The 26,407-nt window shown below is 51.3% G+C and carries 22 protein-coding genes; 14 read left to right on the forward strand and 8 right to left on the reverse strand.

Annotated elements, in window-relative coordinates:
• Positions 1-63: 63 nt before the first annotated feature.
• Both PTW35_RS11685 and PTW35_RS11690 read right to left on the reverse strand, forming a co-directional pair.
• Positions 64-1,452, reverse strand: coding sequence for an IS4 family transposase (locus PTW35_RS11685; protein WP_281025132.1), 1,389 nt, complete (start codon positions 1,450-1,452; stop codon positions 64-66).
• Positions 1,453-1,617: 165 nt separating this feature from the next.
• On the reverse strand, positions 1,618-2,094 hold the full coding sequence (locus tag PTW35_RS11690; protein WP_281025133.1) for an RNA-binding S4 domain-containing protein: 477 nt from the start codon (positions 2,092-2,094) through the stop codon (positions 1,618-1,620).
• A 198-nt stretch (positions 2,095-2,292) separates the two neighbouring features.
• Here PTW35_RS11690 and PTW35_RS11695 point away from each other — a divergent pair, with 198 nt between their 5' ends.
• The 5 genes from PTW35_RS11695 to PTW35_RS11715 all read left to right on the forward strand — a co-directional run bounded on the left by PTW35_RS11695 (position 2,293) and on the right by PTW35_RS11715 (position 7,178).
• The gene (locus PTW35_RS11695) at positions 2,293-2,784 is read left to right on the forward strand and encodes an NUDIX domain-containing protein (protein ID WP_281025134.1); all 492 of its coding nucleotides are present in this window, start codon (positions 2,293-2,295) and stop codon (positions 2,782-2,784) included.
• A gap of 157 nt (positions 2,785-2,941) precedes the next feature.
• Entirely contained in the window at positions 2,942-3,097 is a 156-nt protein-coding gene (locus PTW35_RS11700; protein ID WP_281025135.1) for a hypothetical protein, read from the forward strand.
• Positions 3,098-3,295: 198 nt separating this feature from the next.
• Positions 3,296-4,141, forward strand: a complete 846-nt coding sequence (locus PTW35_RS11705) for a tetratricopeptide repeat protein (RefSeq protein ID WP_281025136.1) — start codon at positions 3,296-3,298, stop codon at positions 4,139-4,141.
• Positions 4,142-4,268: 127 nt separating this feature from the next.
• Positions 4,269-5,783 carry a DEAD/DEAH box helicase gene (locus tag PTW35_RS11710; protein ID WP_281025137.1) on the forward strand — a complete coding sequence of 505 codons (1,515 nt, stop codon included), beginning with the start codon at positions 4,269-4,271 and terminating at the stop codon, positions 5,781-5,783.
• Between the two features lie 84 nt (positions 5,784-5,867).
• The gene (locus tag PTW35_RS11715; protein ID WP_281025138.1) at positions 5,868-7,178 is read left to right on the forward strand and encodes a rhodanese-like domain-containing protein; all 1,311 of its coding nucleotides are present in this window, start codon (positions 5,868-5,870) and stop codon (positions 7,176-7,178) included.
• 89 nt (positions 7,179-7,267) lie between these two features.
• On the opposite strand, the gene torS is transcribed toward PTW35_RS11715, so the two are convergent.
• On the reverse strand, positions 7,268-10,231 hold the full coding sequence (torS, locus tag PTW35_RS11720) for a TMAO reductase system sensor histidine kinase/response regulator TorS (protein ID WP_281025139.1): 2,964 nt from the start codon (positions 10,229-10,231) through the stop codon (positions 7,268-7,270).
• A gap of 216 nt (positions 10,232-10,447) precedes the next feature.
• On the opposite strand from torS, the gene torT reads away from it, so the two are divergent.
• The 7 genes from torT to PTW35_RS11755 all read left to right on the forward strand — a co-directional run bounded on the left by torT (position 10,448) and on the right by PTW35_RS11755 (position 18,457).
• Positions 10,448-11,518, forward strand: a complete 1,071-nt coding sequence (torT, locus tag PTW35_RS11725) for a TMAO reductase system periplasmic protein TorT (protein ID WP_281025140.1) — start codon at positions 10,448-10,450, stop codon at positions 11,516-11,518.
• A 291-nt stretch (positions 11,519-11,809) separates the two neighbouring features.
• Positions 11,810-12,268, forward strand: a complete 459-nt coding sequence (locus PTW35_RS11730; protein ID WP_044623735.1) for a methylglyoxal synthase — start codon at positions 11,810-11,812, stop codon at positions 12,266-12,268.
• Positions 12,269-12,486: 218 nt separating this feature from the next.
• Entirely contained in the window at positions 12,487-13,467 is a 981-nt protein-coding gene (locus tag PTW35_RS11735) for a zinc-binding dehydrogenase (RefSeq protein WP_281025141.1), read from the forward strand.
• A gap of 113 nt (positions 13,468-13,580) precedes the next feature.
• On the forward strand, positions 13,581-14,225 hold the full coding sequence (locus PTW35_RS11740) for a recombinase family protein (RefSeq protein WP_281025142.1): 645 nt from the start codon (positions 13,581-13,583) through the stop codon (positions 14,223-14,225).
• Complete coding sequence (locus tag PTW35_RS11745) at positions 14,225-15,412, forward strand: multidrug effflux MFS transporter (protein WP_281025143.1); 1,188 nt, start codon at positions 14,225-14,227, stop codon at positions 15,410-15,412. The genes PTW35_RS11740 and PTW35_RS11745 overlap by 1 nt, the downstream gene beginning before the upstream one ends.
• 157 nt (positions 15,413-15,569) lie before the next feature.
• Positions 15,570-16,973: an MATE family efflux transporter gene (locus PTW35_RS11750; RefSeq protein ID WP_281025144.1), complete on the forward strand. Its 1,404-nt coding sequence runs from the start codon at positions 15,570-15,572 to the stop codon at positions 16,971-16,973.
• Between the two features lie 143 nt (positions 16,974-17,116).
• Positions 17,117-18,457, forward strand: coding sequence for a ferric reductase-like transmembrane domain-containing protein (locus tag PTW35_RS11755; RefSeq protein ID WP_281025145.1), 1,341 nt, complete (start codon positions 17,117-17,119; stop codon positions 18,455-18,457).
• Between the two features lie 22 nt (positions 18,458-18,479).
• Here PTW35_RS11755 and PTW35_RS11760 read toward each other — a convergent pair whose 3' ends face one another.
• Positions 18,480-18,938: a GNAT family N-acetyltransferase gene (locus PTW35_RS11760; protein ID WP_281025146.1), complete on the reverse strand. Its 459-nt coding sequence runs from the start codon at positions 18,936-18,938 to the stop codon at positions 18,480-18,482.
• Between the two features lie 301 nt (positions 18,939-19,239).
• Here PTW35_RS11760 and PTW35_RS11765 point away from each other — a divergent pair, with 301 nt between their 5' ends.
• The gene (locus PTW35_RS11765) at positions 19,240-19,611 is read left to right on the forward strand and encodes a hypothetical protein (RefSeq protein ID WP_281025147.1); all 372 of its coding nucleotides are present in this window, start codon (positions 19,240-19,242) and stop codon (positions 19,609-19,611) included.
• A 67-nt stretch (positions 19,612-19,678) separates the two neighbouring features.
• Here PTW35_RS11765 and helD read toward each other — a convergent pair whose 3' ends face one another.
• A complete protein-coding gene (helD, locus tag PTW35_RS11770) occupies positions 19,679-21,766 on the reverse strand; it encodes a DNA helicase IV (RefSeq protein WP_281025148.1) in 2,088 nt (695 codons plus the stop codon).
• 465 nt (positions 21,767-22,231) lie between these two features.
• Between helD and yccS the strand changes: the two genes are divergently transcribed.
• Positions 22,232-24,430 carry a YccS family putative transporter gene (gene yccS / locus PTW35_RS11775; protein WP_281025149.1) on the forward strand — a complete coding sequence of 733 codons (2,199 nt, stop codon included), beginning with the start codon at positions 22,232-22,234 and terminating at the stop codon, positions 24,428-24,430.
• A gap of 100 nt (positions 24,431-24,530) precedes the next feature.
• Here yccS and PTW35_RS11780 read toward each other — a convergent pair whose 3' ends face one another.
• The 3 genes from PTW35_RS11780 to PTW35_RS11790 all read right to left on the reverse strand — a co-directional run bounded on the left by PTW35_RS11780 (position 24,531) and on the right by PTW35_RS11790 (position 26,349).
• Entirely contained in the window at positions 24,531-24,926 is a 396-nt protein-coding gene (locus PTW35_RS11780) for a DUF2391 family protein (RefSeq protein WP_281027495.1), read from the reverse strand.
• Between the two features lie 85 nt (positions 24,927-25,011).
• On the reverse strand, positions 25,012-25,362 hold the full coding sequence (locus PTW35_RS11785; RefSeq protein ID WP_281025150.1) for a RidA family protein: 351 nt from the start codon (positions 25,360-25,362) through the stop codon (positions 25,012-25,014).
• A gap of 120 nt (positions 25,363-25,482) precedes the next feature.
• Positions 25,483-26,349 carry a MaoC/PaaZ C-terminal domain-containing protein gene (locus PTW35_RS11790; protein ID WP_281025151.1) on the reverse strand — a complete coding sequence of 289 codons (867 nt, stop codon included), beginning with the start codon at positions 26,347-26,349 and terminating at the stop codon, positions 25,483-25,485.
• Positions 26,350-26,407 lie beyond the last annotated feature (58 nt).

The following is a 26,407-nucleotide window of genomic DNA, read 5'->3' on the forward strand; positions in this document are numbered from 1 at the left end:
TTGTGTTTCTGCTGGCACAAGCACATCCCCAACAAAAAGGCCGCGAATACGCCTGTCTCTTGATCACAAGTTTTGATGGTCAAGAGACATTGCTAGCTCATAGCCTTCAAGGATGGTTTGTAACTTGAACCATCCTTCCCATAGGGCTTTCACTGATGCCTTTCCTGTTCGTTTGGTATCTTTCCATCCCCCCATTCTTGCAAGGTTTTCATAAGCCCAAGATATATTGGGTGGCGACTCGGGAATGGTTTTCTTCTCCATTTTCAACCACAACAACTTCCAAGCTTGTGTGCTCAATACCTTTTCACAGTTATGATCAGCCTGAGAACACGTTTTTCTCATAAAGCGTAACTGTAATAAACGTGTGGCTATAAATGCTAAAATGACGCTTATCCGCTCTAAATTATCTCGACTTTGCATTCTGAGCTCTTCAACTCCTGTCCCCTCACTTTTCCAGACCTTATGGTAGTCCTCAATTAACCAGCGGTGTTCGTAATAGCTGACAATGCGTTCCGCATCTTCTGCTTTTGTGACCCTTTCAGATGTCAGTAAGTGCCAAGCGAGCTTGTCTTTTCTATCGCCTTGTTCAACACAACTGACATAATACATAGCGGTATCGGGCTGAGATGATTTATTGGCTGGTGCTTTCAGTGTGACTTTTGCGTACTTGATATCAAGGACGACATCTCTCGCTTTACGTCCCCCTTTTTGAGGTATATGCAAGACTTTAGGCGTCGCATTTTGTAATTGCTCAGCATAGTCATAGAGTTTGTTGTCATGCTCTTTGATACATCGGCTCTGCATTGAACGCACAACAAATCGTTGATTATTTTGCGCTTTGTACGCCAGATATTCGTAGATATCAGCCTCACGGTCACATACTGAAATCACTTTATCTATATTAGTGCCTAATCGTTCAACCATGTTCTGAGAGGCCTTTTCCCACTTATAGCTCTCTTTTTCTTTGTAAGGCCGCGAAGCATGTTGATGTCGCTGGCCTCGTTTCAATATGTCACGGGTCCACATTTGCTGCTCAATTAAGCCAACAATATCGTGGTTTTGTGGAGCAAAAAGCAAAATCGAATGTGCCAAGATGGCTCGATTATTATCTCCCTGATTAATATGCCCTAGTTCACCTTTAACCGATTGATGCCTAAAGACTAAAGCGGTTGTATCCTCAAGGGCGAGTAAAATGGGATGGGTTGCGGCTCTTTGAGCAGTTACTTGAAACCCCGCCTCAGCGATATCTTTTGGTTCGATATGGTCATTACGAATAAACCGGTATGCCCCTTCCATATCAGCAGGTGAGAGGGATAATTTTGACACAGCAACTCCTGGCTGTTGAGCAAGTGAAGCCGCTAAAGAGACTAAACGCTGAGTTCGTCTAGGGTCGTTGAGGTTAGCTTGCCCAAATTGCATATCTGCCCATTGTTCATGAGTATTTTTATCCATCTTAATCATCCATTTAATAGCTATTAAATGATCAGATCACAACTTCGAAAGTGAGTTCAAAAAAAAATCCCCGAGCATGCTCGGGGATTTGTGCATAAGAGACAGGCGAATACGCGGCCTTTCCTATCCAATGTTGTCAAAAAAACTGACTTGTCACAGATTCGCTTAGAAACTAATTGGCTTTCTGCCCGTCGCTTTGTCCGCAGGACCTTTGGCCGGCGCTTTGCCCGAGCGGCCTTTATTGGCTTTATTTCCTTGAGAGCGGTTAGCTTGTGAGCCTGATTTCGGTTTGGCACCCTGCCCTTTGCCTTTTGCCAGTTTTGAGCTCGACTTTGTGCGTGGTGCGGGTTTTGGCTCGGCGGCTTTCTTTGGCTTGTCAGCAACTTCTGTCACGGGCTGATCACAAAGCACCAAATAGAACTCGTTGTTGAACTCAATCACATCGCCGTCGTAAACCTTGCGGCGCTTGCGCTGCTCCAACTCACCATTTACCGCCACATACCCTTCGGCAATCGCAAACTTCGCTTCACCGCCACCACTTACGGCATTGGCAATTTTCAATACCTTGTAAAGCTCTATTGGCTGGGCACTCACCTCAACGCCAAGGGCCTCAACTTCATACTCTTCGTGTTCTTCAGACATTTTTCTAAACCAGTGGTGACTTCAATAAATACACAGGCGCTATACAGCCAAGTAACTTCAAGGGGCTTTATTCAGCGCAAAAGACTTGGGTATAACGCTTACTGAATTTTAACCCAATCACGCTTGGCATTCACGGGTTTACTAAGTTATTCTCGCGACTTGTTTCTTCTTTTCATTTTCGACTATCAAGAGTGCCCTATGTTCTGCCCATCTTGCGGACAAGCCACACTATCACGCGCCGAGGCCAAAGCGTTTCGCTGTGACCACTGTCAGTTTACCTATTTCCACAATACCGCTTCGGCAGTGCTGGCGGTTATCTGCTGCGGTGATGATATCTTGGTGGCAGAGCGAGGGCGGCAACCGGGTAAAGGCATGCTCGATTTCCCGGGAGGGTTTGTCGATTACGATGAATCTTTAGAACAAGCGCTCTGCCGCGAACTCGAAGAAGAACTTGGCTTTCAGCCTGCCGGCATGCGCTATATCGGCTCGGCACCCAATACTTATAAATACCGAGGTACGACGTACAAAACCTGTGATGCCTTCTATCAGATAACACTTGATAGCAAGCCAAAAATGCAGGCAAATGATGATGTTGCGGCTATCAAATGGATCAATCGCCATGAGATTGCCCCCTCTGAGTTTGCGTTTGACTCAGCCCGACTCGCACTAGAGCTGCTCGGTATAGATTGACGAGCCTTTGGTCGCTCTACGCCTACGTAGGCAAAGAAAGTGTGAACTACGCCTCTTTCCTCCTCCTTAAAATAATTAGTCAGGGATGATGGTTTTTTAACCAAATCAAGACAGGATGTGATCCGTAAACAACATGATGACTTGAGGGTAAAACGTCATGCTGATTTTTAATAAAGATTTTGTTTTTTCAAACACTGCAGAAACCAGCTTCGAAGAAGCCAACACCGTCCATTGCCAGCAAGAAGCCGATAAAGAGCTCAAGCGCAGGTCGATGCTGGCTACCATTCAGAAAGAAGGTGGTTTCGAAGACTAGCAATCCTATTTCGACGTCTCTCCAGCGCTGGTGGTAACCAAGGTTTTGGCCGCCAACCAATCTCTTCCTGTGCCTCGTTGTTAGTAAGCAATCAACATACTCAGGCCATCAGCGCTTTTCTTTCCCCTGCGATTTCCAATCGAACGACCGTTCCTTTAGACTGATCTTTGAGGTATTTTTTTGCTCAAGGAAGTCTCTATGCTATTTCGTCATCTGATCCTACTCGTTGCCTTCGCCTTTTCGGCCCTTGCCAGTGCCGAGACACCGCCAGCAGAAGATAAAATACTGGAGCGCCCCTTGATGGAAAGGTACGTACTTGACGAACTCAAGGCGCTGCGTATCGACCAGCAGGATCTCGAACGCCGGTTGGTGATCGAAATCACCGACCGGGAACTGGCTGTTGCTGATAAGTCGATGAACTACGCCAATGTCACTGTCACCTATTTCTTCTACCTCATTGCTGGTGCCGCGTCCCTGTTTGCCCTGATCGGCTGGCAGTCGCTGCGTGAGCTGCGCGACAACACCAAGAAAGCCGCCGATCAACAACTCCAGTCTATTGCTGAACAATATGAAAAGAAGTTCCAACGCCTCGAACAAGATCTCAAGCGCAAAACCCGTATCATTGCCCAGAACAACAAAGAGATTGAAACCATCAACGAAATCCACAACCTGTGGTTACGTTCGCAGGGCCTGCAGACGCCGGAACAAAAAATCGAGGTCTATGACGACATTTTGAAAATCCGCCCCGGTGACTTGGAAGCCCTGACCTACAAAGCCGATGCGGTGATGGAAATCAGGGAGTTTCACTGGGCGTTAAGCTTGTGTAACCGGGTATTAGAACTCGATCCCAGAAATGCCCATGCGCTCTATCAACGTGCCTGTGCCTATGCCTGCCTCGGCTCCGAAGAAATGGCTATCAATGACTTGGAACAAGCGGTCCGTGACAGTGCCTCCTTGCGCGAGCTAGCCGCCGAAGAGCAGGACTTCGAATCCCTGCGCGGCAATGAGCGGTTTGAGACACTTATCGCAAGCGGTGAAAGCTGATCCACAATCACTGGCCGACCGATAGAATAATCTGAAAGATTAGGACTTTTCCCGATCCTGCTGTAAGCTAGCCCGCTTGCTGCCTGTGTGAGGCAGATCATACTTTTCATCCAACTGAGAATTATCTATGAGTTTTGCCTCTTTGGGCCTTTGTACCCCAATCCTTGAAGCTGTTGCCAACCAAGGCTATGAAACCCCGTCTCCTATTCAGGCACAGGCTATCCCTGCGGTTTTGGAAGGTCGAGACGTTATGGCCGCAGCTCAAACAGGAACAGGCAAAACCGCAGGCTTCACCCTGCCTATTCTTGAGCGCCTATCAAAAGGCCCTATCGTACGTGCGAACCAAGTGCGAGCACTTGTTCTAACACCAACTCGCGAGCTGGCGGCACAGGTGGGTGAAAATGTAGCAACCTACTCCAAGAAACTGCCACTTAGCTCGGCGGTCGTATTCGGTGGGGTGAAAATCAACCCGCAGATGATGCGCATGCGCAAAGGTGCCGACGTACTGGTTGCCACTCCAGGCCGCTTGTTGGATCTTATCGGCCAGAACGCTGTTAAGTTCAACCAGCTAGAAGTACTGGTACTTGATGAAGCCGACCGTATGCTGGATATGGGCTTTATCCGTGACATCAAAAAGATTTTGGCGCTACTTCCTGCCAAGCGTCAGAACCTGCTGTTCTCTGCAACCTTCTCGGAAGAAATCCGTGAGTTGGCCCGCGAGCTGACCAACAACCCGGTTGAGATTTCGGTAACACCGCGCAACAGCACAGCCAAAACGGTACAGCAGTGGATCTACCCAACCGACAAGAAGAAAAAGCCGGCGCTGCTAACCAAGCTGATCCAAGAGAAAAAATGGCATCAGGCACTGGTTTTCACCCGTACCAAGCACGGCGCGAACCGCTTGGCAAAATACCTTGAAGAGCGTGACATTACCGCGGCGGCTATCCACGGTAACAAGAGCCAGGGTGCCCGTACCAAGGCATTGGCAAACTTCAAAACCGGTGAGATCCGCATCTTGGTGGCAACCGATATCGCCGCCCGTGGTATCGATATCGACCAGCTGCCACAAGTAGTCAACTTCGACCTGCCAAATGTGGCTGAAGACTATGTTCACCGTATTGGCCGTACCGGCCGTGCAGGAGCTGAAGGCCATGCAGTTTCACTGGTATGCGCTGATGAAATCAAAGAGCTTAACGCCATTGAGCAGTTGATTCAGCAGCACCTTGAGCGCAAAGATGTAATGGGCTTTGTGCCAACCAATGCGCTACCGAACTCTTTGCCGATCAAACCGCTTAAAGCGAAAAAGCCAAAGAAACCAAAAAATCCAAAAGAAGCGGCAGAAAGCAATACTGAAAAGCGTACTGAAAAACGTGGCGACAACCGCAGTAACCAGCCAAAACGCAACTCAGGCCCTCGCAAAGGTAACGCACCAAAACAAGGTGACAATAAACCTCGTAATGCTGACGGCCAGCAACGCAAACGTAGCGGCAACGGCAACGGCAACGGCAACGGCAACGGCAACGGCAAAAACTCCCGTAACAGCGATGTGAAGCCAAGAGGCCAAAAGCCAAACCAACGTGGCCGCAAGCCTAGTAGCAAAAATGTGAACCGCTCGAAAAATACCGCAGCGCAAGCAAGCTAAACCGAAAGAACATTACTTATATCAATAAAGTAGCGAGCCAGCATAATATAATGCTGGCTCTGTTTTTTATGCTAGGTAACTCCAATGAAACTAACAAAATGGGCACTGCTCTCTTCTGCAGCCGTAATGAGTCCCCAACTTATGGCGGCAACTTTTGATCAGTTAGCCGCCGAAAATAACCAAGACTTTCAAATCATCGATTGTCGGTCGAGTAATCACTACAACGGCTGGCCCGAAGCCAACCAGACACGTGGTGGCCACTTTCCTGGTGCTATTAATTTCGATGCCGACTGGCTATCGACGCTTCGCCCCCAGGTTGTCCGAGCCGAGCTCGAAAACCGCGGTATCGACCTGACCAAGCCGACTTATCTCTATTGCCAGCCTGAAAAAGCGGACATTTTACAATCCCAGCTTAAGAGCCTTGGCAATAACAATATTCAGCTTATTAGCCAGGCGGTTACTGACTTTTCAGGTCCGCTTACTGCGCTTGAAAACTACCAGCAGCTTGTACCTGCACAGTGGCTCAATCAGCTGATCAACGGCAAAGATGTCCTTCACCCACCGGCAAAAGGCTACAAAGTGGTCGAGGTCGCCTGGGGACCACCGACAAAATACCTTGCCGCCCATATACCTTCTGCACTCTACCTCAATACCAACAATATTGAATCAGAGCCTTGGTGGAACCGAGTTGACGACAGCAAGCTAGCGGCGACCATCAAAGAATTGGGGATCGCCCACGATACAACGGTGATCCTGTACGGCCGTGACAATACCGCCGCAGCCCGCGCCGCCAGCCTACTTATGTATGCCGGTGTTGATGATGTACGCCTGCTCAACGGCGGCTGGCAATCCTGGGTCAATGCAGGTTATTCAACCCAGCCACTGCGTAACCACGCCAAGCCTGTCGAGTTTGGCCGCACTATTCCAGCCAATCCGCACTACGTTATTGATGTTCCAGGAGCACGTGAAATCCTGGCAGATCCTGAACATCAGTCATTGGTCAGTATCCGCAGCTGGGCCGAATATGTTGGTGAGACGAGTGGTTACCGCTACATCGAGCCCAAAGGCCGCATCAAGGGTTCAAAATGGGGCCACGCGGGATCGGATGCCTACCATCTGGAAGACTTCCGCAACCCAGATGACACCATGATCAGTCCTAATATCATGACTGACTTCTGGAAAGATTGGGGCATTAACGCATCGCAGACGGTTTCGTTCTATTGCGGTACCGGCTGGCGAGCATCCGAGGCCTTCTTCTACGCCCATGTGATGGGCTGGCAAGACATCAGCGTCTATGACGGTGGCTGGTTTGAATGGAGCGGGGATCCTAGCAACCCGACCGAAACCGGTGACATTCCCAACGCGCCGAAGTCTGCATTTTATAAAGAGAAATAAAGAAAACCACTGACTTTTCAGTGGTCCTTGCTGTGGCAGGATGGAAGTTACCTCCTGCTACACTCATCTATTTTACCAGTAGCCTTTTCTTATTTGTCACCGTTAGAAAAAGCATCTGCTAACGCCTTGAGCGATTGCTGATACACTGCCTCGAGCTCATTGGCTGCCCCCTCTTCCACCTTGCCTTCCTTTGCCGATTTCTCGATTTCCAAGCAAACCTGATGCAGCTGGCGCAACCCCATGGTACCTGCCGCCCCCTTGAGGTTATGTGACAGGCCAGATACCGATGCACTATCGCCACTCTGCATGGCCGGCAGCAATTTGGCCATGGTCGCTTGCGATGACTCGGCAAACAGAGAGATCATCTTCTCGACCATCGCCTGGCCCAGCACTTGGAGATCACCACCCAACACAGATTCATCCAACAGCGGTATTTGCTCGGTCATGATTGCACTTACCTCGACATCTTCTTCATTGTCACTACGGCTATTACTCGCCGCTTCTTCCTGCACAAAATGGGCTTGCTCTAAAGCACCGACATGCTCATTACCACCTAAAATCGCATTCATGACATCCAGCAGTTGGTGCTCGACCAGCGGTTTAGGTAGGAAACCGGCAAACCCGGCGGCCAAATATTGCTCGACCTCTTCATTGAACACATGGGCAGAAAAAGCGATAAATGGTGTCGTATCGGAAACTTGCCCCGTACCTTTGAGTCGTTTGAGCTCACCAAGCAAGGTTACCCCATCGGTATCCGGCAGATTAATATCCAGCAGGACAATATCAAAGTCATGCCCGGCATAGACTTCCCTCGCCTGCTGGCCATCTTCGGCCACCACAGTATGATGACCCAAGCGGCGCAGGAAGCCCTCGGCGACCAGGCTGTTGACCGGATTATCTTCCACCAGCAGCACCTTGGCCGCAGGAAGGCTCGATACCATTTCAAGGCTTGAAACCTCGCTCTGCTCGCCAGGCTCTAGCGTCAGGGTAAACCAGAAGCAGCTCCCTTCGCCAGGCGATGAGACCAGGCCAATTTCCCCGCCCATGGCCTCGACGATACGTTTGCTGATAGCCAGTCCCAATCCTGTTCCCCCCACCGCCTGACGGCCCTCGCTTGACTGCTGGAAGGCATCGAACATTACCTCTTGCTCATGGTGGGGGATACCAACACCAGTATCCTCCACTTCAAAATGCAGGCGAGAAGGGTCATGCGCCGATGCGGTCACATACACCGACACCTGGCCGTTTTCAGTAAACTTGACGGCATTGCCGACCAAATTAGCCAACACTTGGCGGATACGTGTCGCATCCCCGACCCAGTATTCCGTGACATTGTCATCAATCTCGGTCAGCAAACGGATATGTTTACCCTGTGCCCGTCCGGCAAATAGGCTGTAGACATCCTTGACCAAAGTATGGAGCGAGAAATTAGCAGGTCTGATGTCCAGGTGGCCGGCTTCGATCTTCGAATAATCCAGCACATCGTTGAGAATATCGAGCAGGGTTTCGCCGCTGCGATTGATCACCTTCAAATATTCCGCCTGCTTGTCGGTGAGTCCGGTATCGGCAAGCAAGGATGCCGTACCGAGCACCCCGTTCATCGGAGTGCGGATTTCATGACTCATGGTCGCCAGGAATGCCGATTTCGCCCGGTTGGCCTGCTCAGCTTCATCCCGCGCCTTAGCATGGTTCTGCACTTCCTGGTTGAGCTTCTCGTTAGCCTTTTCCAACTGGCTGGTTCTCTCTGCCACCAATTGTTCCAGGCTATTTTTATGCTGCTGCAACTCAGAACGGATCTTCGATTCAACTTGCGCCAGCCTGTGCCGTTCGTAGGCGGTATCACGGGCTACCATAATCGCCCGCCCCATCTGCGCGAGCTCATCATCACCCTGGGTGGTTAAGCGGATCGCCAAATCGCCCCGAGCCAGTGCCATCAGGGCTTTGCTGTAATCATTGATCCGGCGGATCACCCGGGCATAAACATAGCGCCACATAATGAGCACCAAGGCCACCATCCCAAGGGCAGAAATCGCAATCAGGCTATTTCGCGCGACTGTGAGGGTTTCATCGACCTGGGTAACTGCCTGCTGGGTACCGGTATTCGCCGCCTGTATAATATCGTCGACGGTTTGGTTCAACTGCTGGAACAGCACCAAGTTCTGCTGCTCCATCCGTTCGACATCCTGATGGGAATAGATCAACGCTTCCATGTTGGCGAAGAACTCGCCGTCGTTATTGAGTGCTTTGACCTGCTCAAGCAGTTGCTCTGAGCGGCTCGGATCCTCTACCGATTTCACCCGCTGCTGAATGACACCAACCGCGTACTCGAAACGCTCCCTGAGTTTGCCCAACTCACCGATTGTTTTCACTTGCTCGCTGTCATCGAGCATATTAATCACTTGCAGGGAAAGGAAACGAAGCTCGAACAGGCGCTCGCTGAGATCCATGTCGACCTCGACCAAGCTGTCGAGGGCATTGAATACCGCCTCCTTGTCATCTTTCTTCACCAGATCATAAATGCGAGACACGTTTGCCACTGCAATGGTATTGGCATTGGAAACCTGAGACTGTGACAGTTCGTCGATTTGCTTGGTGGCTGCCGTCATGGTGTTATTCAGCGCCTTGACCTGCTCGCTAAGTTCAAGCTTCCTGCCCACCAGCATCCCCAGCATGGCAAGGTTATTGACGATGTTCTCGACATCGGTTTCCAGCTGAGCCATCAGCTCAGGCTCGAACGCATACTGATCAAGAGATTTCAGGCTGTTGTTCAGGGCACGGATGTGAAGTGTCAGCGACTTGCCCTGCTGCTCCCGTTCGTTTTCATCTTTTGACTTTGCCAGCACCTGGGCGTTGAAGATAATCCGGGTACTGAGATCCGACAGCTGACGAGCCTCGACCAAAGCTGGGACGGCAGCATTGATCACCGTCCGCTCGGTTTTGGCCACCAGGGAAAAACCGGCCACACCAATCACTACGGCGATGATCATCAGGCCGGCCATCATTGAAAAAGCAATCAGCAGTTTCTGGCCAATGCTACTGGGAGTAAAGGTCATATAATAAACCGTGGCAGAGAAGAAGATGCACCCTCTTTCAGTTTGCTTAACACAATACAGAAAGCAGGAAGATTCGCCGAGCACATCTCACAGAAAACAGTAAAAATGCTATTATACCCAAGCTAGTTAATGATAAACCACAACATTGCTCTACTCTTATTGGCTGGAATATACTCGCCAGCCGAAACAACAGACCTACTTCCAGACGGTTGCAACATGATAAACAAAATTGCGATGGCACTGCTGGCAATCGCCGGCTTCAGCCACACAGCAAATGCGGTCGAGGTTATCGCCTACAGCCCTCCTTTCGAGGCCAACAAACAAGCCACGAAAATCCATTACCAACCGCTCGATACCGCCAGCAAACCGTGGAAGCTCTGTGCCGTTTACCCGCACCTTAAAGACTCCTATTGGTTGTCTGTCAATTACGGCATGGTAGAACATGCGAAAAAGCTCGGCGTCGAGCTCAAAGTACTGGAAGCCGGTGGCTACCCGAACCTCGATAAACAGCAGAGCCAACTTGTTGACTGCCGGAAATGGCAAGCCGACGCCATTATCCTTGGTACCGTCGACAGCCTAGCCTACGAGAATATGCTGACCCAGCTGACCGAGGATATTCCGGTCTTTGCCACCATCAACTACCTCGATACCACCGACCAAGATAGCCACGACAATGTCATCGCCAGAGTCGGGATTGACTGGTACGAGATGGGGCACCTTACCGGCCAGTTTCTGGCAAAACGCCACCCCAAAGGCAGTGGTATGGTCAATGTGGCCTTGCTGCCCGGGCCGCAAAAACGTGGCGGCACCAAGCCGGTAGTACAGGGCTTTTATGATGCGACCAAAGACAGCGATATTAAGATTGTCACAACGTTATGGGCCGATCACAGCAAGGAACTACAGCGTAACCTGATCCAGCAGCTGCTGGCGAGCGAGCAGCACTTTGACTACATTGTCGGTGGGGCGGTAGCGGCAGAAGTTGCGATCAGTGAACTGAGAACCAAGCACTTGAGCGGTGAGACCCAGATCTTGTCGACCTACCTCAGTCATGGGGTATATCGCGGTTTGCTGCGCGGCAAAATCCTCTTTGCTCCAACGGATAAGATGGCCCAGCAGGCAATGTTGTCAGTCGATCAGGCGGTCAGGTATCTGGAAGGCAAGCCTTTGAACAAAGATCTCGCCCCGATCCTTGCCCTGCTGACACCGGCTAGCCTCGACAGCGATGCCATTGCCGAGTCGCTCTCTCCTGCGGAATTTCGCCCCGTCTTCCATGTGGAAGCGCCGTAATACCGACACCTACCCTGTTGTATTTCCATCCAAGGACCGGCCACGGCTGGTCCCGCATGACAGAATTCTGTTACCTAGCCAATGATTTGAAAAGAATTCTTTGTACTTCCATGGTCAGCTCTGGTACTTATACCTGATGCCTCGAATTGCGTTGCACATGCTATTCCCTTGCCAAGTGCAATCCATTACATATGGCGTTATAAAAATACAGATAACACCACACAGCTGTCATACTCGAGCCGTAAACTCTGTGCGACAGCTGTTGTCAATTTTGTCTCTGTGGAGTAATAGATGCACGTAACAACCCGCACAATGGAAGAAACCAAACACATCGCGCTTGTCGCTCATGATAATTGTAAAGCTCACCTGCTTCGCTGGGTCAATGAGCACAAGGACAAGTTAAAAGACCATGTTCTGTACGCCACAGGTACAACAGGCCATATGATTGAACGCGAGTCGGGTCTTGAGATCAACTGCTTGCTCAGTGGACCTATGGGGGGTGACCAACAGCTCGGTGCACTGATCTGCGAAGGCAAGATTGACATGATGATTTTCTTCTGGGATCCACTCAATGCGGTACCCCATGATCCTGATGTGAAAGCCCTCCTGCGTATCTCAGCAGTTTGGAACATTCCGGTAGCAACCAACCGTGCCAGCGCGAACTTCATGATTTCTTCGCCAAAACTGGCGGAAAAGGTCGAGATCGAAATCCCCGATTACGACGCGTACCTAACCGAACGCCTAGGCTAAGAACACTCCAGCCAGGCCGTCGCCTAGAGTCCAGCAAGCGCCTCTTCGCCAAGAGGCGTTTTTTATTGGCGGGTTTTACCCTAATCAGCAACCGCCTCCTCGCCTGTAGCCTCTTCCGCCCCGTCGCTGCGCCCAAACCACCCAAAAGTGAAAATTTGGTTTATTGTTATAAGAGACAATAAACACATGACATACAACAAGAATCGCAGTGGTGGCCAATGAAAGCATGGAAATTGAACCAGCCGGAGGGTATCGATCAATTGGTACTGGCTACGGCGCCCCAACCCGTCCCTTCCGCTGAAGATATCTGTATCAAGGTAGAAGCTGTCGGCCTCAACCCTATCGACTATAAACTTGCGCATTGGGGCTATGCTACCTGGCACTACCCCCAAATTATCGGGCTGGATATTGCCGGTACGGTCACCGACGTCGGTAAGGACGTCCACCATTTCCAGCCCGGCGATCGGGTCATGGCATTTATTGATCCCCGGGACGGCGGGGGCTTCGCCCAATACAGCAAGGCCAAAGCCTATGCGGTCAGTCGATTACCCGACAATGTCAGCTTCACCCAGGCTGCAGCCCTTCCCTGCGCAGGCTACTCGGCGTGGATCGCCATTCATGACAAACTCCGGCTCGAGGCCGGGCAAAGCATCGCCGTTACCGGTGCCGGAGGCGGTGTGGGCGGTTTCGCCGTCCAACTGGCAAAATTGGCTGGCGCCACTGTCTATGCCATTGCCGACAGCCAGCACCACCAACGGCTTCTGTCCTACGGTGTGGATGAAGTTATTGATCCGCAGACGGAAAACATCGCCATGCGGCTTATCGAATACACCGAAGACAAATTAGTACACGGGGTGGTTGACTGTGTGTCGGCCAAGTCGGGCAGCACCATGAGCGCCTTGGTCCGCTACAACGGCCATATTGTCATGATTGCCGATCAGTTCAACCAGATACCACTGCTGGCGACAACCAAAGCGCTCAGCTTGCATGAGGTCGCCCTGCACGGCACCTACTCCCACGGCCATATCGAGCATATCCAGCATCTCGCTGATATTGGTAACCAGTTGGCCTGCCTCGTCAGCGAGGGCAAGCTCGATCCTATGGTGGATCACGTCTATGCCTTCGGCCAGCTTCCCGAAGCACTCAAACACCTTAAAGAGCAGCAACATAGCGGTAAGCTGGTAATGACCGTTAGCTAAAATGGCCTGAATATCCGCCACAACACCACCAAGTCAGGTTCTGTTCATTGTGTTTAAAGGTTGACCACGGTATATTTATGAACCATTACATCAAGTGAGCCAAATTTTGCTTTATGGCAAAATATATCTATTCACGATTCTCTCCCAGGAATACCGACTACCAGCAGCAAATTGATGCCTTGCTTGCCGCCGAACCGGGGGCAGAGCAAGTCCAAGATCGCGTACGTGGTGATATCGACCCGATGGCACGCCGAGCGTTTCGCCAAATGTTCGACAGCCTCAAAGACGGCGACGCAATATGGGTTTGGTGGTTGACGGCACTGGGGCATGACTTCAACCAGGTCCAGGCAACGGTATCGGCACTGCTCGACAAGGGCGTCACACTTTACACCCTGTCCGAGCCGCTGACGTTTGCGCCACAGGCGGAGGCGAGCCGGGTGCTGCTTTCTCTTCTCAGCGGCTATGGCAATGTCCAGACCCGTCGCAGGTTGCTGGCTGCCGAGCATAGCCGCAAAGCAATAAAGGAAGATCCCGAGCTGTGGCAGCAAAAATTCCGCGGCCGGCCTGCCGATCGCGAGAAACACCGGGAAATCGCGGCCATGTTGCTCGAAGGCCACAAACTACAACACGTCGCGGATAGCTGTAATGTCAGCATTTCCACCGTCAAGCGTGTAAAAAGTAAATTAAGCCAGTTCGATGATGAAGGCGCATTGCGTACCCGGCACACCTGCAAACGCCACAAGGATAACAACCTGTAATGACAGATCGTAATTTCTGGAAAGCCTTGGGACTGGTTTGCCTGATCATTAGTGTCGGGCAGCTAAGTATGGGATTGGTCTTCCCTTCCCTGCCATGGATTGCCAAAGACTTTGACATAACGCTCGATCAGGCACAGCTACTGGTCAGTATCTATTTGCTCGGCTTTGGCCCGTCACAGTTTCTCTACGGCCCCATTTCGGACGCGTTGGGCCGTAAGAAAGTACTGATGACAGGGTTGCTGATCGCCCTATCCGGCCTGGTGGTGATCATCACGTTCAGCCATTCTTTTACCGGTATGGTTTTGGGCCGTTTTCTTCAGGGACTCGGTACCGGTTGCTGCGCCGTGCTAGCGCGGGCATCCACCCGTGACCAATTTAGCGGTGCAGAATTACCCTTGGCCATGTCTTACATTGCAATGGCTGCGTCGCTGACCCCTTTGATGGCACCTGTGATTGGAGGGTTTATTAACTTCCATTTCGGCTGGACCATGGTGTTCACGTCCCTGCTGGGCTACGTCAGCCTGATTTGGATTGTGATTGCGCTGCGTTTCAAAGAGACCATGAAAAATAGGTCGAAAGTGCCTTCGGCAAAAAACATCGCCCAGCAGTACTGGCAGCTGCTTACCTCACGCTATTTCATGAGCTTTGCCAGTATCGGCTGGCTCAACTTCAGCCTAATGATCACCACTGTCTCAGTCATGCCTTTCATCATGCAAAACCAAATCGGCATGACCTCCGACGAATATGCGATGTGGGCGTTGATCCCGGCTCTTGGCATGCTGGCAGGCACCACCCTGACCAACCGGGTCCGGCCGAAAATCGGCACCCAGAAAATGTTGTTTTTCACCCCGGTACTGCATGCTTGTGCGGCACTGTGGCTGTTCTTCTGCCCGGTTGAGCCGCTATACCTGATGCTGGGCCAGTTTCTGATGATATTGGGAAATGGTATTGCCCTGCCTTGTTCGCAGGCAATGGTAATGCAACCGTACAAGAAGCAAGCCGGCGCTGCCGCGGCCATGTCGGGAGGCGGACAGATGATTGCCTCATCGATTGTCAGCATGAGCTTGGTGAAGCTGGGCCTCAGCCAGCCTTGGCACTTATCGATTGTCATCGCGGTATTCGCTCTGATCACCCTGAGTAATATCTTCCGTGGCTTCAATGAGAGCCCTCAAGAGCAGGTCGCCTAAGCCAATACAAAAGCTCTTCCACACCTACTTACATATCCGGTCTTGCACTTTGCGCACAGGCTGGATATATTCCCCCCGCCTCGAAAGGCACACCCTAAAATGCACACCCGCCATCCTGCTTCCACTGGTGCATTTATATTGGTGTTATCAATACTCCATGCAAAATCAATCACAGAAAAGCTCAACGCTTTTTTCTCGCTTTACCCGTGAGTCGGGTTCACTCATGAACCTATCGATTCCAATCATTCTGACCCAGCTTGCCACCCAGGCGATGGGATTTGTCGATACCACCATGGCCGGCCAAGTCAGCGCTGCCGATCTGGCTGCGATTGCCTTGGGTACCAGCCTTTGGTTGCCGGTCTCCCTGTTGCTTCGTGGCATCATCATGGCACTCACGCCGGTGGTTGCTTTTCACCGCGGTGCCAATGAACTCGATAAAGTACGTACCGAGTTCATCCAGATGCTCTGGGTCGCTGGCTCGGTCAGCAGCCTGCTGATTATCTACCTGACGCAAGGCGGCAATATACTCAGCACCATCGGTGTCGCCCCTGAAATCATCCCGATTGCCGGCGACTACGTGTTGGCACTGGCTTTCGGTGTGCCGGGAATTGCCCTGTTCTATACCCTTAACGGTTTCTGTGAGGGGATGAACAACACCCGAGCCCCGATGCTGGTTTCGGTTATCGGTCTGCTGCTAAACATCCCGATCAACTACGTGCTGATTTACGGAAAGTTTGGCTTCCCGGCCCTTGGCGCAGTAGGCTGTGGCTGGGCAACCAGTGTCGTCTATTGGGTGATGTCCGGCTTGCTCTACTCTTACATCAAAGGGCATCACCATTATAAAAAGATCATTCACTTTGCGGATATCAAGCCGAGAGTCCTAGATGGCTTGCGCCTGCTCAAGCTGGGCGTGCCTATCGGAATGAACATCGCGGTGTGCGGCAGTATATTTGCCGTAATCGCCCTGCTGATTGGCCGTATCGGTGCCGAAAATGTCGCAGCGGCACAAATTGCCCTGAACATTTCGAGCATGACCTATATGATCCCGATGAGTCTCTCTTTTGGTATCACTATCCGTGTTGGCCATGCCCTGGGAGCCAAGAACGAACAGGGGGCCAAGGAGCGCAGCCTGTTCGGTATTGCCGTCGCCGGCCTGCTCTCTCTGATTTCCGTGGGCTTTTTCCTGCTGTTCCCTGATTGGATCATCCGCCTGTACACCACGGACCCGGCGGTCAGTGCAACCGCCGCTACGCTGCTGATTTATACCGCGGTATACCAGTTTAGCGATGCACTGCAAACCTCCACCAATGGCGCCCTGCGGGGTTACAAAGATACCAAAGTGCCGATGATCCTGGCGATCACCGCCTACTGGGGCTTGGCGCTGCCTCTGGGCATGGTAATGGGGCTGACTGACAAGGTGGTACCGGCCATGGGCGAAACCGGCTTCTGGGTGGGAATTGTCACCGGCCTGAGCGTTGCGGCACTGTTTATGCTGCTGCGCCTGCGCTACGTGATCCGCCGCCGACCGGCTCTAGCTGTATCTCAATTGCAATCAGCATAATCCCCCCTCCCCGGCTCAGGCCATGCTTGCTGAGCCGGGGAGGCGCGCCCCCTGCGAAAAAGCACGATTTACACTCCTTTACTTCAATTGGCGTTCTATTACATTCTGCGCGTTAGAGTATAAGCTCAACGGGAGCTTATATTATGAAAAATCTCTATTTAACCTCGGTAGGTATTATCTTCCTATGTATCCTGATCTGGCTGCAAGCTGAGCCAGATTTGCTTAATAACTCCACGTTGATGCAATGGCGCAGCCCGCTGATCCAGATCACTGGGATTATCTCGACCCTACTCTTAACGCTGGTCATGATACTCGCCTTGCGCCTGCCACAAATAGAGCGACTGACCGCAGGTCTTGATAAATCGTACCGCTTACATAAGTGGCTGGGTATTTACGCCGTCGTATTTGGAGCCATCCACTGGCTGCTTGCTATCGTTCCAAAGCAGTTGGTTCGCTATGGTGTGATGGAACGAGGAGCAAAACCAAACCTGACTATTGATCCTGATTCTTTCTACGCCACCATTCACAGCCTCCGCGGAGGGGCCGAATCCCTTGGTGAGTGGACGCTTTACCTGTTCATCGCCCTGATCTTGATTGCGCTATTTGCCCCAATTAAATATCAGCGATTCAAGTTTATCCATAAACTGATGGCTATCACCTTTCTGTTTATTGCCTATCACTCGCTGGTATTACTGAAGCATGCCTACTGGGATGACATAATCACCCCTATTGTTATTGGTACCGTCGTGATAGGTGTCTTCAGCGCGCTATTCAGCCTCTTCGGGCTGATTGGCAAACGTCAGCAATATCAAGGCACCGTAACAAGTATTCAATACGACGAGCAGAATAAAACCACGCTTATCGATATCGATGCCCCCAAGTGGCCCGGCCACACCTCAGGGCAGTTTGCTTTTTTAACCCTGGCCGGAGAAGAGCCGCACCCATTTACAATTACTGCAGCAGGCGGCAGCAAAGGCAATACTCAAAGAAATAGAACAAGTGTCCAATTCTTGGTGAAGGCCTTGGGTGATTTCACCTCAACAATTCACCAACGATTGGAAATAGGCAAGAAGGTAACTGTGGAAGGCCCCTATGGGCATTTTAATTTCAATGACAACAAGCCACAAATCTGGGTTGCCGGAGGTATTGGTTGCGCGGCGTTCAAAGCAAGATTAGCGGAGTTGAAACAGCTCGACCGCCCTGAGCCGATACTTTTCTATTACTGTACCGAGAATCCATCGCCACAGCTTATCCGGGATTTGGAATCGGCAACCTACGGGACCAATGTGGAGTTTCATGTTGTAGACAACCGCCTGCATGACTTCCTGACCATCGGTGATATCAAACGGCACAACGGGGACATATTGCATTCAAGTGTCTGGTTTTGCGGACCGACGACATTTAGCACGGCTATCCAGCAGCAGCTGAGAGATGAACACTTTGACATGCAGCACTTCCATACCGAACTATTTGATTTCCGCTAACTCGAATGGATTGCTCCCCCTGTTAAATGAGGTATTTTTGCCAGTGCAGCAATCCTTTTTGCGCCCGTTGGTAATCATCGTAGCCGCATGACTTGTAGAGTCGTGTGGCTGCTATATTGTCACTGTCCACTTCCAGGGTGATCTTTAGGTACCCCTTACTCGCACAGTATTGTTCGACGCCCTGCAGCAGAGCGTGGCCAATACCCTTACCACGAAACGCCTTGGAAACCATGAAGTCATGAATATTGAGTACTTTTTGCGCCCGGTAGGTAGAGTAAGACTCGAAGCAGACGGCAAAGCCGGCAGGTTCATTATCAACAAAGCAAATGAATCCATGGAAATAAGGCAGTCGAAATAACTGTTTTACAACATGCGGCTTAATTTCTACTGAATTGGCCTTCGCATATTCAGCAAACAGTGCTTCAAACTGTATACCTTGCTCACGGTTATCAACATCAATGTTTACTGTTACAGTGTTCATATCCTTTTCTCCATAATTGCAAGGAAGCATACTATTCGGAAATATTTATTATCGTATCTTAACGCCGTTTGAAGTACCTTTTCCATTCAATAGTCATCATGAAAATCTAAGAGCCAACTTTTATTAATTGAACAGTTAATAAACTGAAAGCCAATCTATTCCACCATTTCTCGGCAAGCATTAAATTAGTGTAATAGCCTGTAATTTAATTCATTCGTTTAACACTCTAATCTTTAGCATGTCACAGAGAGCAACATATTAAATACTTTATCAAGTACAATCATTAGATTAAGGACAAGTCATGATTAAATTACCGAGTGAAACACTAGAGGTTCTTCAGGGCGTGGCAAGCCTAAAAGCAATTTACAATGACAAGGCTCAGCCTGGTACCGAGGTGTTTATGTACGATGGAACGCCTGAGCAGTGGACCAATACATATTCTGAAATACAGGTTATTTACGCTGACAGGCTAGTATCAGTTACTGAAAAGAGCAATAAGCCCGGCCGGGGGCTTTTTACTATTGGCAAACATAGAAACTGGTATTACAGCCATTCTTTATTTGCTACCCCTGAAGAGCTAGAAAATAAAATTTATGAACTACTTCGTTTTAGCCTCACCGGCAAAACAAGCCTAACCCAAAAAAGAAAGCAGGAAGATACAACGTCCGCTTAAATAAAAAAGCAAGCTCGCTATTGAATAGCGAGCTTGCTGATATTTTTTTGGGGGGCTGTATACGAAATTACTTCTGCTTCGCTTTCACCCGCTTGATCTTGTTCATCACCGGGTAGCCGTCGTCAATCAGCTCATTGACGAATGTCGATGGCTTCTGCGGCTCGGCGCAGACCCAAACGTGCTTCTTGGCACGGGTCAGTGCGACGTAGAACAACCTGCGCTCTTCGGCATCGGTGAAACTTTCCCCGCGGGCCTGGAGGCAAGCGGCGAGGCCAGTATCGCGGTCTGGAGCCGGAAATACGCCTCGGTTCACATCTAAGATGAAGACAAAATCGGCTTCACGCCCCTTGCTGGCGTGGCAGGTCATGAAGTTAATGCCAAGGTGCGGCCACTTTTCCTGCCACTGCTTGAGCTTCTCCGGGCGCTGGTTGTTGTTGCGTCCCAGTAGCAAGGTGGTCACTTCGCCTTTTTGCTGCGAGGCCAGTTGGGCCAGCTCCTGGTCGATCAAGTCCTGGCACAGCAACGTTACGGCTTTGCGCTTTTGTTTCTTGAAGCTGGTGAGATCTTTTTTCAGCTGGTTCGGGTTCTGCTGGATAAACGCATTGGCCACTTCACCGATCATGCTATTGAAACGGTAGGTGGTATCCAGCTCGGTAATATGGCTGGCGCCAAAGCGCTGTTCAAAGCCAGTAGTCAGGTTCACATCGGCTCCGGCAAAGCGGTAGATAGCCTGCCAGTCATCCCCAACTGCAAACAAAGTTGGTCTTTGGTCCTTGTCACCCGCATGGCAGAGCGCTTCGATCAGGGCCAAACGGTGCGGCGAGATATCTTGGTACTCATCAACCATGACAAACGTCCACGGCGGGGTGAACTTGCCCTCTTTGACGTATTCGGTCGCCCTTTGGATCATGGTGTTGAAATCAATCTGCTTGTTGGCCTTCAGGTGCTGCTCGTAGGCGCGGTAGCATGGCCACAGCAGCGCCAGCTCACTCTTCATCCGCGCCCGAGCAGATTCATTGTCATGCTTTTCGATACTCTCAACCAGCTGAGACTTGTTGGCTCCGCGCTGGCCAATCAACTCGATATGACGCCATACCCAAGCTGCCAGTTGTTCACTCTTGGCCTGCTTTTCCATCGAATTGTCCGCTTTGAAGCCCGGAATGCGCCATTGGGTCAGGTGCTTCTGCCAGCGCTTGGCCGAAGCAGCGGTTTCCCATTGCTCGGTCAGCACTTGGGCAATCCACTTGGCGCGCTCTTTGTCGTCCAAAGTGATCGGTGAGACACTTGGCATCTCGCTCTCGACCGCCTTGATGATTTGGGTGCCCAAACTATGGAAGGTCGCCACCTTGATGCGATCGCTGACTTTGGCCGCCAGTCGCTCGCTCATCTCCTCGGCGGCTTTGCGGCCAAACGCCAGCATCAGGATCTCTTCGGGCTGGCTCTGCTGGTTGGCAATCAGGTAGGCGGCGCGGGCAACCAATACGCTGGTTTTCCCCGTACCGGCGCCTGCAAGCACCAAGTTATGATCCTGATTAATCAACACGGCTTCGCGCTGGGAGGGGTTTAACGGCGACGATTCAAACTTATCGAACCACGACGACCACTTATCAGTTTCTTTTTCCAGCCATTGGTTGTTGGCTTCTTCCACCCACTCTTCATTGCCCTCCAGCCAAGGTTCAACCTTCTCGAACGCCAGCGGGCGGAACGATGCCGCCAGCTCGCGGGTTAGACCGGTCGAGGCCAATGAGTTGTCAAGATAACGGTATAACTGACGGTGGGAGGATTCACGAAGGTAGCCGTCGGCTTGGGCATAGCGATCAATACGTTCAAGCATCACTGGCAGCAGGTTATCGAGCTTTTCGACCCGGCCTTGCGCCCAGTTGCGGTAGGCTTCGAGCAACATATTGGCAAAGGCCTTACACTGCTGCCATGGCAGGCCATGTACCGTCCAGCAATACTCCTGATCCGCTGAGGTCAATTCAAAGCTGCCCCATAACACGCCGCGGTGAACGTCTATGGCCCCATCCCACTCATCAAAGGGAATTTCTTCTGTCTCTGTCTGGCTATCAAGCACCAAACAATTATCACCAAGAGCAATACTGCAATAATCACCTTGGGCGAGCCATTGGGCCAACCACCCTGCTGTCAAACGCATTCTGTCACCAACACTCAACTTACTTCTGCTACGCTAGCTTTCGCGCTCGATATTGGCTCCTAACCCAAATGTTCTGGATAGATATCAACCAATAACGAGGAAACACTCTGTTCTTAGAGTATCAAGTTATATAGATATACCCTAGCGTCCAAAAAATCTTTTGCGTAAATTTTTTGCTAAATGATTAGGGAGAACCGGGCCATCCCGCTGGCATTTCCGGCAATGCGGGTAAAAATCACCCAGCGCAAGCTTTGGATATGTCGTTGTTATACATGAAAACCTGTTTTCCCTTGTAGGCATAGCCGGCAAACGCTCCGTCGGATCCGGCCCGGGGTCACGCCCGCGCAAAAAATAGCCTCGTAAGGTCAACACCCCCGGTAAAACTGCATTTTTTATAGGGATATATAACGCTTGCTAACTGAAGTTTGCTATCTTTAGCGCTTCAATAGGAAGACCATAAAAACAATGACAACTAGCCGCTTACAATTAACTCTGCGTCGTTACTGGGCAAATGACCGGATAAACTACAGCATTCGTGTACTTATTGCCCTGGTTGGGGTTGCTCTGCCCTGCTGGTATCTGCAAGCAACCTCTGAAGTGACCCCGTTAGTCCTGGGCATCATTGCCTCGGCGCTAGCCGAAACCGATGACAACCTGACCGGGCGGATCAAAGCACTGATCACCACCCTGCTTTGTTTCGTGCTTGCCGCCTTCTCGATCGAACTCTTGTTTCCCTACCCTCCGCTGTTTGCGATCGGGCTTTTTACTTCAACCTTTGGCTTTATCATGCTGGGGGCGATGGGTGCCCGCTATGCCAGTATCGCCTTTGCTTCACTGCTACTGGCGGTCTATACCATGCTCGGGGCGGCACAAAGCCCGAACCTGTGGTACCAACCTATGCTGCTGCTCGGGGGCGCAACCTGGTACGGACTACTGTCGCTAAGCTGGCAGGTACTTTGGCCAAACCAGCCGGTTCAGCAGAGCCTGTCGAAAGTCTTTACCGAACTGGCCTGCTACCTCGATAGCAAGAGCCAGCTGTTCGAGCCGGTAGCCGATTTAGTGCCCCAGCCACTGCGACTGCAAGCGGCCACCAAGAATGCCAAGGTGGTCAGCGCGCTAAACGATGCCAAGGCAACCTTGCTTCACCGCGCCCGGCGCGGACACCCGAATGAAACCGGAGATAAGTTCCTCAAGATCTATTTCTTGGTGCAGGATATCCATGAGCGGGCCAGCTCTTCCCACTACCGCTACCAGGATCTCGCCGCTGAATTCCAGCGCAGTGATGTGCTGTTTCGCTTCCAGCGGCTGCTGACCCGGCAGGCCAGTGCATGCCGGGAGATTGCCCATGCCCTAGCGATGGGAAAACCATACAGCCATGGGATTGAAAGCGTAAAAGCCCTGGATGAGCTGCAAGAGTCCCTGCTTTACCTGAAAAGCCAGAACGATCCCAAGCGCCGGGTGTATATCAATCAGCTCGAATACCTGTTCAACAACCTCGCCACGGTTGAACGCCAGTTGTCGAACGTCAGCAACCCTGATGTTTCGACCACCGACAATGCCCGTGACAACGAGTTGTCGGATACCGAGGCACGCAGCATGAAAGAGCGCTGGCAGCGGATCCGCGCCCAGCTCGATCCTAGCTCGATGCTGTTCCGCCACGCGCTGCGCATGGCCATTGCCCTAACTGTAGGCTACGGGATTATTCTCGGGCTCGATTTGGAGCGAGGCTACTGGATTTTGCTGACCACTCTGTTTGTCTGTCAGCCTAACTACAGTGCGACCCGCCAGAGGCTGAAACAAAGGGTGATTGGCACCTTAGCCGGTTTGCTCATTGGGATGCCATTGTTGTATCTGTTCCCGGGACAAGAAGGGCAGCTGGTACTGATGGTCTTTACCGGCGTGATGTTCTTTGCCTTCCGTACCGCCAATTATGGCGTGGCGACCATGTTCATCACCTTGTTGGTGCTGTTCTGCTTCAACCAGCTTGGTGAAGGCTTTGCGGTCATTCTGCCTCGTCTGGGTGATACCCTGCTGGGCTGTTTGCTGGCGGTATTGGCGGTAAGCTTCATCTTGCCGGATTGGCAAGCCCGCCGTCTGCATAAAGTCATGGCATCAGCAATCGAAACCAACCGAGACTATCTGGCGCAAATTATTGGCCAGTATCGAATTGGGAAGAAGGACAGCTTGAATTACCGCATTGCACGCCGGGATGCCCACAATACCGATGCCCAGCTCAGTACGGCGATTAGTAACATGCTACTGGAACCCGGCCGCTACCGAATGGCAACGGATGAGAGCTTCCGCTTCCTGACACTCAACCATGCCATGCTGAGCTATATTTCCGCTCTCGGTGCGCACCGTACCCAGCTAGAAGATGAAAGTACTCACCACTTGGTCTCGCAGGCCCACCGGCAGATCCACCAGCACTTAGATTGTCTGGCTGCGCAACTGGCAGGTAACCACTGCGCCCAGGCACCAGAGTCCGACAGCGAACTGGATCAGCGCCTATCACTGTGGCGGGATGAGGATTCGACATCGGCCCGCATGGTGCTGCAGCAATTGCACCTTATCCAGCGCATGCTGCCTGAGCTTCACTCGCTCGCCAACAAGTTGGCGGCACGGACCAACGAGACAGCTCAGGTAAAAAATGAACAAGCCGCTTAACTGATATTGGTAGGTAACTATCAATAGCGCCATTACAAGCCGCTAGCGCTTGTAATGGCGTTTTCGTTGGAGAAGTAAGGAGTCGCAATGCTTTAACAGCCTATTCTTTGTCAAAGCTATCGACGACGATAGCCCCCATCGAAGCCGGCATGGCGATAACGATTATGCGCTTGAACGAAGTCAGCGGATCGGAGAGCAAGGGTAATTTATCCAACGCCAGTAGGATAAGAGAAACAACCACCGCCGTGATCAGATAGGCAATGACAATACGAAAAACAAAGCCGGCAAGCCGGTGCTGGATATTTTTCTGAAACACACTTTCGTAGGTGAAGACACCCAGGAAAAAAACCGCGAGGCAGAACAGCATAACCAAGTTAGGGAGAGGTAAGGTTTCCCCTAGCCGCCAAGCTTCCTCGGAAAACGAGATAGGGACAGCAAGGGCAAATGCGCCAACACACACTTGACTTGCGTCCTCCATATTAAAATTCAACATGATGTTATCCAGCAAAAATACCGTACAACACCATCATGGCCCATTACATAACAAAAAGATAAATTTGTTTTAGGACCATGCCATAGAATTATCCAGCCGCGGCAACAAATGCCATTTCCACCAACAAGTCAGGATCAGCGAGTTCGACTTTGACACAAGCGCGGCTTGGAGCACAACCTTCCGGCAGCCACGCTTCCCAAGCGATATTCAACGCATCGAAGTTGGCAAAATCGGTGACGTAGATAGTCACTGACAACAAGCGGGATTTATCACTGCCCACACTGGCCAGCATCGCCTCGGCCTGGGCAAAAATCTGGTTGACCTGACCGGCCATATCGGCGCTGGTGTCCTGCTCGGCCACTTCAACAAAATGCGCAATACCATTGAAGACCGTCACATCAGACCATCGCTTGGTCGGGTTAATACGCTGAATATCCATTTGACTTTCCTTTGCAAACCAAGCGGGTTAACACTTGGGGTTATGATTTGTTAAAGCGACATAATAGCGAAGTTTCGTTGCTGCCATACTCTCTATATACATTTGAAACGTAACTATTTATTAATTCTGGTTCTCCGCTTTAGGCTCTCGGAGCGCGTATTTGGCCTCGACCAACGGCTTACCCTCACTATTGAGCAGCCTGAGTTCGCCCTCCCGGGCCTGCAACTGTACAGTTGAAGGCAAGAAGGCCGGACGGCGGAACACAAACTCAGCATGACAAACCGGGGACTCGAGTACCGCATACATGCGGGCGGCCGAGTACATACCGTGGATAATCGGTGCCCTGAAACCAAACGGCTTGGCGGTTAGCCAATGCAGGTGAATAGGATTGTAATCGCCCGAGACAGCCGCATAGCCTCGCGCTATCCGGGGCGTCAGCATCAATGTCTCCAGCGTCTCCCATGCCGGTGATTGTGCCTCGGCATCGCTTGAAGGGACATTGCGTTTTTTCCGGCTGTCCGACACTGGCTGCTTGCTTCGCAACAGGCAACGGCTGCGATAGCCTGCCTGATACACGCCATCGAGATGAAAGCGCCCCTCCAGCTCAAACTCCATGCCCTTTTCGCTTTGGATACACTCTGCCACGCCAAGCGTGAAATCATAGGCTTTGCCGATTAGCAGTGGCGTTTGTTGCTGAAAACTGACATGGGTGTGGATCATGCCCAGCAATTTCAACGAGACGTTAGGATGGGTAAGCAAGAGCAATTGGGCGGGTTGGGTGGCCACAAACAAGTAAGGGAGCGGTAGTCTGTCTTGTGGCAAGCCACAGCAAGTGTTGTAACGGTTGACGCTATCCCTTTCAAAAACAAAGCCATTAATAGCAACTGCTATCTCTGGCAAAGGCTCTCTCCCCTTTTTCAGCAAAGCCTTTGCCAGCAACGACACCGATGACGGTAATTGGCTTTGCTCAATGGTAATGGTGGTCACTGCGATGTCCTAGTGGTTGTTTGAAAGACACTGAGTTCACTCAGCGACGAACAATAAT

The organism is Photobacterium sp. DA100, assembly GCF_029223585.1.
GTDB lineage: Bacteria > Pseudomonadota > Gammaproteobacteria > Enterobacterales > Vibrionaceae > Photobacterium.

Bases quoted from the DNA above. Each gene is read 5' to 3' on its own strand.
- PTW35_RS11685 (WP_281025132.1), bottom strand. From the start codon at position 1,452: ATGGATAAAAATACTCATGAACAATGGGCAGATATGCAATTTGGGCAA.
- PTW35_RS11690 (WP_281025133.1), bottom strand. From the start codon at position 2,094: ATGTCTGAAGAACACGAAGAGTATGAAGTTGAGGCCCTTGGCGTTGAG.
- PTW35_RS11695 (WP_281025134.1), top strand. From the start codon at position 2,293: ATGTTCTGCCCATCTTGCGGACAAGCCACACTATCACGCGCCGAGGCC.
- PTW35_RS11700 (WP_281025135.1), top strand. From the start codon at position 2,942: ATGCTGATTTTTAATAAAGATTTTGTTTTTTCAAACACTGCAGAAACC.
- PTW35_RS11705 (WP_281025136.1), top strand. From the start codon at position 3,296: ATGCTATTTCGTCATCTGATCCTACTCGTTGCCTTCGCCTTTTCGGCC.
- PTW35_RS11710 (WP_281025137.1), top strand. From the start codon at position 4,269: ATGAGTTTTGCCTCTTTGGGCCTTTGTACCCCAATCCTTGAAGCTGTT.
- PTW35_RS11715 (WP_281025138.1), top strand. From the start codon at position 5,868: ATGAAACTAACAAAATGGGCACTGCTCTCTTCTGCAGCCGTAATGAGT.
- torS (WP_281025139.1), bottom strand. From the start codon at position 10,231: ATGACCTTTACTCCCAGTAGCATTGGCCAGAAACTGCTGATTGCTTTT.
- torT (WP_281025140.1), top strand. From the start codon at position 10,448: ATGATAAACAAAATTGCGATGGCACTGCTGGCAATCGCCGGCTTCAGC.
- PTW35_RS11730 (WP_044623735.1), top strand. From the start codon at position 11,810: ATGCACGTAACAACCCGCACAATGGAAGAAACCAAACACATCGCGCTT.
- PTW35_RS11735 (WP_281025141.1), top strand. From the start codon at position 12,487: ATGAAAGCATGGAAATTGAACCAGCCGGAGGGTATCGATCAATTGGTA.
- PTW35_RS11740 (WP_281025142.1), top strand. From the start codon at position 13,581: ATGGCAAAATATATCTATTCACGATTCTCTCCCAGGAATACCGACTAC.
- PTW35_RS11745 (WP_281025143.1), top strand. From the start codon at position 14,225: ATGACAGATCGTAATTTCTGGAAAGCCTTGGGACTGGTTTGCCTGATC.
- PTW35_RS11750 (WP_281025144.1), top strand. From the start codon at position 15,570: ATGCAAAATCAATCACAGAAAAGCTCAACGCTTTTTTCTCGCTTTACC.
- PTW35_RS11755 (WP_281025145.1), top strand. From the start codon at position 17,117: ATGAAAAATCTCTATTTAACCTCGGTAGGTATTATCTTCCTATGTATC.
- PTW35_RS11760 (WP_281025146.1), bottom strand. From the start codon at position 18,938: ATGAACACTGTAACAGTAAACATTGATGTTGATAACCGTGAGCAAGGT.
- PTW35_RS11765 (WP_281025147.1), top strand. From the start codon at position 19,240: ATGATTAAATTACCGAGTGAAACACTAGAGGTTCTTCAGGGCGTGGCA.
- helD (WP_281025148.1), bottom strand. From the start codon at position 21,766: ATGCGTTTGACAGCAGGGTGGTTGGCCCAATGGCTCGCCCAAGGTGAT.
- yccS (WP_281025149.1), top strand. From the start codon at position 22,232: ATGACAACTAGCCGCTTACAATTAACTCTGCGTCGTTACTGGGCAAAT.
- PTW35_RS11785 (WP_281025150.1), bottom strand. From the start codon at position 25,362: ATGGATATTCAGCGTATTAACCCGACCAAGCGATGGTCTGATGTGACG.